The organism is Capnocytophaga catalasegens, from assembly GCF_026005215.1.
GTDB lineage: Bacteria > Bacteroidota > Bacteroidia > Flavobacteriales > Flavobacteriaceae > Capnocytophaga > Capnocytophaga catalasegens.
In genome coordinates this window covers 1-8,963 of sequence record NZ_BPMA01000013.1, presented here as the reverse complement: position 1 = coordinate 8,963, position 8,963 = coordinate 1, and the positions used below count along the sequence as shown (strand labels likewise).

The following is an 8,963-nucleotide window of genomic DNA, read 5'->3' as shown; positions in this document are numbered from 1 at the left end:
AGTGAGGTGCGACTTTTGCAGTTTTTGCATTCGTATGTCCAAATGCTTTTATGCCAGTAATGTGCTGTACCTGAGCATTTTTTGCAAACGATGCCTACCTTATCGCGTTGTGCTTTAAAATGATTGCGACAATCTGCTTCTGTACCGAAATGTGCCGTGAAACTGAAAATATTCATAACTACTGATTTTGAGGTAAATATATAAAATTATTAAATTCAAGGCAAAAATACAGCTTTTTTAGCTAGTTGAAAAACAAGTAAAAACAAAAAAGTTGTCCTTTAAAGACAACTTCTTTTGTTTTTGTTATATATGAAAAGTTATTTCTTTCCACCAAATAAACTTCCAATGCTTCCAAGAATATTTCCATCTCCGTTAGAATCTAATAGAGAAGTAAGCATATTTCCTCCTTGTTTGCTACCCAATACACTTTCTAATACTGACCCTAAACCCGAAGCAGAATTCACTTTGTTATCAGAGATTTGTTTTCCTAAGAAACTCATCAGAAAAGGAGCTGCCATTTTCAATATTTGAGAAACTGAAGAAGAAACTCCCGTTTTAGTACTAATAGCATTTTCAACCGAAGCAGTTTTATCTCCTAGTAAATGTCCTAAAATACCAGCACCATCTGAAGTTAAATCAGAATTTGTTCCGCCCAAAAAGCCCCCGATATTACTCAGTAAACTTCCGTTGTGTTTATCGCTTTGCAAAGCGTTCAATAGATTTGAAGCACCTTGTTCAGTTTCGCTATTTTTCTGCATAGCCCCCATAAGCAAAGGCAATGCCATACTAAGGACTGATGAAGTTTGCTCTACTGAAACTCCTGTTTGCTTGGTTATTCCGTCAATAAGTTGTGAACCACCAAGGGAATCTAAAATACTTGACATTCTTTTATTTTTTAAAATTTTGAGGCAAAAATAAGCAAAAACAAATACAAAAAACAACTATTTGTATAAATTTTTTCTATTAGCTAATATAATTTTAAAATACTTATTTTTTTATGAATTATTTGAGTTCATATACCATTTTCACCTGAGCTTTCAGTTCACGTTCGCCTATGGCAATAGTTGAGCCCATAGCTACTTTGGCTTGCACCATATCGTAAGGTGCTGGCTCAAATGAATTGCTGTAATTTTCGGTAATATAAAGCACTTTACCCAGACTAACCGATGATGCTTTGGCATATGTTTCAGCTTTTTGTTTAGCATTTTTTATTGCATTGATACGTGCTTGTTCCATATATTTTTCCTTTTGTAAAAAACCAAAATCAATGCTGTCAATATGGGTAATTCCTGCGCCGAGCAGTCCTACGATAAGGTCATCGTATTTTTTTACATCGGTGAGTGAAATGGTCATACGATGGCGCGCAACGAAATATTCGTCTGCTGCTTTTTCTGAAAAATGTTTTCTTTCTTTGTACAAATTAACATAATTGGTTTGATAATCTTTGGCAGACAATTTTTGTGATTGTAGAAAATCAATAATTTTTCGTACAGCTTGATCATTCCCTTTTTTAGCATCATTGGGAGTTTTGCCCTCAGTTTCTACGGAAACCGAAAACGTGATAATATCGGGAATAGCTGATACACTTCCTTCTCCGATTACAGTTACATTGGGTGTTTGTTGTGCAAAACCTACAGCACTAAATAAAATCAACGCATATTTTTTCATTTTTACTTTTTGGTTTAAAAATTTGTAATCGTTCAATAACAAATTATATGCCAAAGTCAATTTCTTATGATTATTAGAATAATTTATACTCTTTCCAAAAAATCTTTCGGACTTTCGTGATAAAAATCCTTAAAGCATTTGGTGAAATACGAAGGCGAAGAAAATCCTATTTCGTAAGCAATTTCCGAAATGCTTTTGGTATTCTGAAGTAACAATTGTCTGCCTTGTTGCACACGAACGATGCGAATAAGTTCGTTAGGCGAATAATTGGTCAAAGATTTTATTTTCCGATAGAGTTGCGAGCGTGAAAGTCCCAGAGAATCAGCCAATTCATCTACATTCAAATCTGGATTAACCAAATGTTTTTCTACATACCTACGGAAATCAGCCAGAAATCTATCCTCCACCGCTCCGAGCGATTTTTTTTTGGTTGGCTCAAACAAATGATTCGAGAAAAGTTCCTGTATTTTCTTGCGATTTTCTATCAATTTCCGCGCACGAATAAGCAACAAATTGGCATTAAAAGGCTTTGCTACATAGGCATCGGCTCCACTTTCAAAGCCGATTTGCTTCTGCTCATCTAGCGAATATGCCGTAAGTAAACAACGGGAATATGATTCGTAGATATATTATTTTTCAATAAGTTACACAACTCAAAGCCGTCTTTTTTGGGCATCATCACATCGCTAATAACCAAATCAGGAACGTATTTTTTGGCTTTCTCAAATCCTTCTTCGCCATTGTTGGCTTCAATCAGATTAAAATCGGAATGCAATATATGACAAACGAATTTTCGCATATCGGCGTTGTCTTCCACGATGAGTACAAGCGGTTTATCATTTTCTTTGGTCGGTTCAGAGGTGAAAATGGTTTCTTCTGAAAGAAGCGATGTCAGGGCAGGTGCCTGAGCAAGAAGTTTTGTTTGCGTTTGGATATATCCTGATTCGTAAAAATCGCTCGACAATTCGTTTTGTTCCAACGGAAGCCAAAGCTCAAAAGTCGTTCCTTCTTTTTCAGAACTTCGGACAGAAATTTGCCCATTGTGAGCCGCCACAAGCGAAGCCGTCAGTGCCAATCCTATTCCCGTACCTTCGCTGCTCGGGTCGATTTTGTAAAAATGGTCAAAAACATCTGTGAGTTTGTCCTCAGGAATGAACGAACCTGTATTGAAAACCGACAAATAAACATTTCCCTTCTCTTTTCTGATATAAATTTTGATTTTTCCTTGTGAATTGACAAATTTCAAGGCATTGGCTACCAAATTAAAGTATATTTTCTCTACTTTTTCTTTGTCAAAAATCATTTCGAGCGTATTTTCTTCCGAAAAAAACTCAAAATCAACTCGCTTTTGTTTTATCCAATTGCTAAAAAGCGGATTTATCCCTTCTAAAAACGATTTAATGTCGCTTTTCACAAAGTACATTTGCATTTTTCCGTTTTCGAGCTTACGGAATTCGATAACTTCGGAAATCAAATGTAATAACCGATGGCTATTTTTCTGAATAAGAAATAGTAACTCGCGTTGCTGAGCGGTCAGTTTCGTATCTGTCAGAAGCGATTCCACGGGGCCTAAAATAAGCGAAAGCGGAGTTTTAAATTCGTGCGAAATATTGGTAAAAAACACCAATTTCGCCTGTGTAGCTTCTTCCAATTGGTGCGAAATAAGCTCTAATTGCTCTTTTTGTTCTTTCAGAATATCCGCCTGATGCTGAATTTTTAGATTTTTCAATTCCAAATGCTTATTAGCTCGGCTTTTTGTGCGATATGCATATACGGCAATCAGAAAAAACAGCGTAATTAACGCGATTGCGATAATGGCAATGTAAAAAAGTGTCCGCTGATTCGCATATCTTGCCAAACTTGCATTCAAAGACTGATTGATTTGGTCAATTTTGGCTTGTTTTTCGGCAATTTGCTCGGTTTGAAGTTGCAAAACACGTACATTACTTTTGTCCACTACGGTGGTATGCAGTGTATTTTCTTTTGAAAAAGGCTTTTTTTGCAGAATTTTCATTGCCAGTTCTACGACCTTATCTCCCCCAGTCGGATATAAAAACGAAGCGTCTTGCTTTCCTTCCAAAATATGCTTAATTCCCTCATTTTGAAGTGCATCTACTCCGATAATGAAACGCTTTTTACCGCTAAATTGTAACGATGCTTGGTAAGCTCCCAAAGCCATTCGGTCGTTAAGGGCGAAAATTAGGTCAATGTTATTGTATTTCTGAAAGATGTCAGTCATTTGTTCTTTTGCCTTTTCTTTGAGAAAATCGCCTTGAACTTGGGTAAGAATCTGAATATCAGGAAAGTTTTTCAATCCATCGACAAAGCCCAAATGACGTTCCAAATCGGGGGTAGAACCCTTCCAGCCACGTATTTCCACGATTGTCCCTTTGCCTTTGAGTACCGAAGCGGCGTACAAACCTGCCTCTTTGCCTATCTGATAATTATCCGCCCCGATGTATGCCGTGTAATCATCGGTTTCGATTTTTCGGTCGATAAGCACTACGGGAATTCCCTGATTTTGTGCCTTTTGTACCACTTGGGAAAATGCTTTGGACTCGTTGGGAGCTATGATGAGCAAATCGACCTGCTCAGAGATAAGTTGCTCAATATCTGCGAGTTGCTTCTGAGTATCATCCTTAACGCTTTTGATGATGACTTCCGTTTGTGGATAAAAAGCTATTTCGCGTTTTATTTCTTGGTTCATCGTCTCTCGCCAAAGGTCATCGCTGCATTGTGAAACCCCTATGACAAACGGCGAACGCTTCTTCTGCTCGCATCCACTAATAAATAAAGATATGATAATCAGAAATATATGTAACTGTCGTAGCCTCATACGGAATCACTTTGGTTACAAATGTACGAAAAAAATAAATAGCAAATAGTGTTTAAATGCCTCAAATCACAAAAATCAAGTATGCCAAATTCGTTATCTTGCCAAGGGCGAAAGATTTTTTGCTCCTCTTGAAACTAAAAAAAGACTCAAGTTATCTTGAACCTTTTTAAATTTACTTATTTTTTGGTATCGTGTAGAAATTATAACAAATTGATTTTCATTTGATATTTTTTCACCTCAATTGAGTATTTAGAAGATTTTACAATTGACTCAAATAAATCAGAAAAATCACTTCCTATCAAACAACCTTTTACTTCTGTATTAGGATTATTTTGTTTGAAAATGGTTATATAACGGCTTATCTGTGCAAATGCTTTTTCATCTAATTCGTTGGCTTTTATCTCTACGATAAGAAAATGTTTATCTACTTTATTTTGAAGCAATATATCAATGATGTTATTACCTTCTTCATTTGATAATCGATATTGATTTTTAACAAATCCATAATCAGGAAATAAATTCTTAATATCTTTACAGATAGCGTCTTCTAAATCCTTTTCGTATTTGAAAAAAGCAAATTCTTCATCTTCTACAACAAAATTACTTTCTTTAAACTCTTTATAAAGATTTAAAGCCGATTTATAGGTTGCTGAACCATTACGAATATCTCCTTCAATTGGAATTTTATGATTGGGCTTACGTTTATTACGACTATCTTCTGTGGTATATTCTAAATCACGCAATAATTGTTGAAATCCATCTTTACTATACATTAAATCCAAATCTTCATTATAAGCACTCTCTATTTTCAAACAATTAGAGATTCTATTTTTGACAGAACTTTCCGCAAAACCTCTTTGCTTTAAATACTTTTTAAATATTTCAATATTCATTGTTATAGTGATTTTAGTTTACTGCCTGTAATAGTACAAATCATTTTACCTTCCGTTTGGTCATAATTGCAATCTTTAATATCTGTCAACTCTTTCCATTGAGGGTTGTTTTTGTATGTATCCAAACTACTTGCAGGAACGTATATTTCTTTTATATATGTGTAGTAGCCAAAACGATAATCATCACCATAACCCGCTATGTCAACACTTACAAGAGTAGGAGGTGTCTCCGCCTCTACATAGAATCTTGTCAATTTCTTAGTTCCTTGTATAAACCAAGTACCTATATGAGTAACATTTTTAGGAATGTGTAAATCTACCAACCTACTATATTGTTCAAAAGCATAATGCCCTATATAGGTAATCTTATCTGTTAGTTTTATGGTTGTTGCCTCCATACATCCATAAAACGCTCTGTTTCCTATTTTGGTTACATTTGCCAATTCGGGGATAGTAGTCATATCAATAGAGGTTGAATTTTTATTTCGCCATTGCAATAAAGTCGTTCCATCATCACTTATTAAAAAATCGGCTTTACTATTTGCAGACGTATTATTTAAAGCAATACTCATTCCCCAACCTATGAAAGTTTTTGCTCCATAAAGCCGTCCTGCCTGTGTATCAATATACCAATCCCCTATATTTCCTACATTATTAGTCGGAGGAATTGTTCCCGAAAGAATTTTTGAGCCATCTGTTCCGTTTGTCCCATTTTGTCCAGCATCTCCTTTTAATCCTTGCAGAGAAATAGGCATTCCCCAACCATTTTCTGTTTTTGCTCCATAAAGATTGGTTGTAATGCGATCAAAATAATAATCGCCAATGTTTCCCAAACCTCTGTCAGGCACTCCGTTCCCAGTAATGATTACATTTCCGTTATGTCCATCTTTTCCATCGACGCCATCACGTCCGTCTTTTCCATTGATTCCATCTTTCCCTGCGGGACCTTCTTTAGTGCAACCGCCTACTGCTACTGCCAAAATCAGTGCCATTACATACATTACTATTTTCTTCATTGTTATATAAAATTTAAATTATCCCTACTCTATTGGCTTTTCGGGTTACGCCGTTTTTTATTTACATTTAAAAATTAAAAGATTTAATGATTAAAAGATTCAAGGTTCAATGTTTGTTGATGTTCAATGTTTAATGTTGTAGGGGCGTATTGCATATGCCCTTGCGATGTTTTACGTTCCTTTGTGGGCGTATGCAATTGCTCCGTCGATTCACTTTGTTCGGGTCGCCCCTACTTGGTTCTTCCGTCACTTCGAGTGATTTGTGTAACGGAGTGGAGCAAATCATATCGAGAAGGGGTTTATCTTTTGTTCTCAATACTAATTTAGGCTTCGACTTCGCTCAGCCTGACAACATTTTAATATCCCCTATCCCCTTCAAAGGGGGATTTACTCTCTCGAAAGGAAGTTTTTGTTAAAATATTATTAATTAAAACTCCGTTATCAACCCAGTATCGATCCGAGGTCCACCCAAGCTCTACCCAAGCTCACCCTAACAAAGTCTATTTAGATATTTTTAACACTCTCTGTTAAATTATTCGGAATATCCGTTGCTCGAACTACAATCTTATCCCCCGAAAGGTCAGCATTCATTTGGGTAGCAGTATAGACCCAGTCCAAGCCGTTTTCTACCGCATTGCCCTCTTCCACCAGCGAACCATCGGCATTGTAAATATGTACCGTTACCGATGCTACCTTGAAATCGTCATAGGCTCGTACTCGGATAGTATCGCCTATTTGTCCCGTATACCCCGAAAGGTCAATCTGCTTAATTTTAGGTGCTTGGAGCATATCAGCTACGGCAACATTGTATGCTGTTACCTCCTTTTTCCTTGCGGCTTGTTGGGCGTATTGGTCTTTGAGCGAAGTATCTTGCAGGGCTGCTTTGGCATAGATGGTTGCCTGTTGAAATTTGCCCATTTGTTCCTTTACTTTGTCCGAAGTGATTGCCTTTTTCTGAGGTGTTTTTGAGACAATCGTTTTGCCGTTGCGTTGGCTGAATACTAAGATATCGCCAACCTTGCCACTCAATCCGTGAGTGATAATGTTATTTTTTGACTCTGCCATTTTATTTAGTTTTATAAATTACTTAATCGGTGCAAGGTTATTTTAGGGTTGGGCTAAATGAAGTTGTAACAGAGCGTATTACGAGGTTTTGACTTCGCTCAACCTAACAATAATTACTTATTTCCCTGCATTATAGTTTTTGCACTATTTTCCTTTGGTTTATTTCTGAACAGAAAACAAAAAATCCGTTTGGTAGAGAGCGTTCTCCACCAAACGGATTGATACCATTATTATATGATAAATCTATTTTCGGCTGTTTAAGACACGTGCTGTGCCTTGGTACTTACAAAGATACTGATTTTCTGTGTATTACACAAATTTTTCATCACTTTTTTGAGTTAGTTGGTAGTTTTTATTTATAATGACGCTGCAAATGTATTATTTCTTTTTAAGAATTACAAGCTATATTTATTAAAATTTCAAAATTATAGCTTTTTGCTAAAAATTACATCCCCCTGCTCCCTTTAGACTTCGATTTTGCTCAGTCTAACATTGCGTTTAACGCTCTAACATCCCCCTACCCCCCCCTTCAAAGGGGGAATGGTAGTGGAAATTTATCAAAGATAATTATTTTCCTCCGTCACTTCGAGTTATTTGTGCAACGAAGTGGAGCGAATTGTATCGAGAAGGGTTTTCAGTCTGACAAAACCTTAAACTCTAATTTTACACTACTATTCATTTCAATGTCATATTTACGCAACTTGGTAATGCCGTCGCCCAAATCTAACTCCACTGCGGACTCAAATTTCCCGCTCGTAAATAAACAAATTCCCGCCAGTATCAGAAATAAACATTTTATCATTGTGAAATTCTATTTTTTCTACCATATTAACACTCAAAGGACTTATCCATTCTCGATTGCCTGTTTGCGTGTTTATAGCTCCTACGGCATACTGACTGCCCTCTAAACGCAATCCGTGAAAAACAAAACCATCTTTATAACTGGCTTTATTCATAATGGCGTTGTATTCTTGTCCGTTTAATAAAGCATTTTCTATACGAACGAAATTGATTAACTCACCTTTTTCTAAATCAATTTCCATATAATGATAACCATAGCAACCATAAGCCTTATTTCTCTCGATAGACAAAGTCATAAGCCCAGCTGGTAAACGCAACGAATAAATTATATCACCTGTTTGTAAATTTATTCTAAGAATAAACACCTGAGTAAGAACGATAAGCGTGTCATTGTATGAATAAATTTCTCTTATCTCTCCTTTTTCTTCTGTGCCATCCCATTCTGTATAACTTGTGATTTTGCTAAGGTCTTTTTGCCAGAGGAGGGAGATTTTTAACTCTTCATCTATGTATGTGTACAAAGTACCTTCTCTTTTTAATATTAAAAAATCATTGTATATCCGCAATTAAAAATAAATTTGTATTTTTGCTTCAAAATCAGTAGTTATGAATATTTTCAGTTTCATGGCACATTTCGGTACAGAAGCAGATTGTCGCAATCATTTTAAAGCACAACGCGATAAG

The 8,963-nt window shown here is 36.0% G+C and carries 7 protein-coding genes and 1 pseudogene; all 8 read right to left on the bottom strand.

The annotated features are described in order from the left end of the window. Positions 1-176, bottom strand: a 176-nt coding sequence (locus tag OO775_RS03600) for a zinc finger CCHC domain-containing protein (protein ID WP_264845654.1), incomplete at its 3' end; no start/stop codon positions are given. Between the two features lie 141 nt (positions 177-317). Then, complete coding sequence (locus tag OO775_RS03595) at positions 318-884, bottom strand: DUF937 domain-containing protein (protein WP_264845645.1); 567 nt, start codon at positions 882-884, stop codon at positions 318-320. 118 nt (positions 885-1,002) lie between these two features. Beyond that, positions 1,003-1,668: an SIMPL domain-containing protein gene (locus OO775_RS03590; RefSeq protein WP_264845644.1), complete on the bottom strand. Its 666-nt coding sequence runs from the start codon at positions 1,666-1,668 to the stop codon at positions 1,003-1,005. A gap of 83 nt (positions 1,669-1,751) precedes the next feature. Continuing rightward, positions 1,752-4,504, bottom strand: a pseudogene (locus tag OO775_RS03585) (substrate-binding domain-containing protein). Between the two features lie 200 nt (positions 4,505-4,704). Next, positions 4,705-5,397 (bottom strand): PDDEXK nuclease domain-containing protein, encoded by a 693-nt coding sequence (locus tag OO775_RS03580; protein WP_264845643.1) that lies wholly within the window; start codon positions 5,395-5,397, stop codon positions 4,705-4,707. Between the two features lie 2 nt (positions 5,398-5,399). Further along, on the bottom strand, positions 5,400-6,413 hold the full coding sequence (locus OO775_RS03575) for a leucine-rich repeat domain-containing protein (RefSeq protein WP_264845642.1): 1,014 nt from the start codon (positions 6,411-6,413) through the stop codon (positions 5,400-5,402). Between the two features lie 504 nt (positions 6,414-6,917). Beyond that, positions 6,918-7,478 carry a hypothetical protein gene (locus OO775_RS03570; protein ID WP_264845641.1) on the bottom strand — a complete coding sequence of 187 codons (561 nt, stop codon included), beginning with the start codon at positions 7,476-7,478 and terminating at the stop codon, positions 6,918-6,920. A 740-nt stretch (positions 7,479-8,218) separates the two neighbouring features. Beyond that, positions 8,219-8,800 carry a hypothetical protein gene (locus OO775_RS03565; RefSeq protein WP_264845640.1) on the bottom strand — a complete coding sequence of 194 codons (582 nt, stop codon included), beginning with the start codon at positions 8,798-8,800 and terminating at the stop codon, positions 8,219-8,221. Positions 8,801-8,963 lie beyond the last annotated feature (163 nt).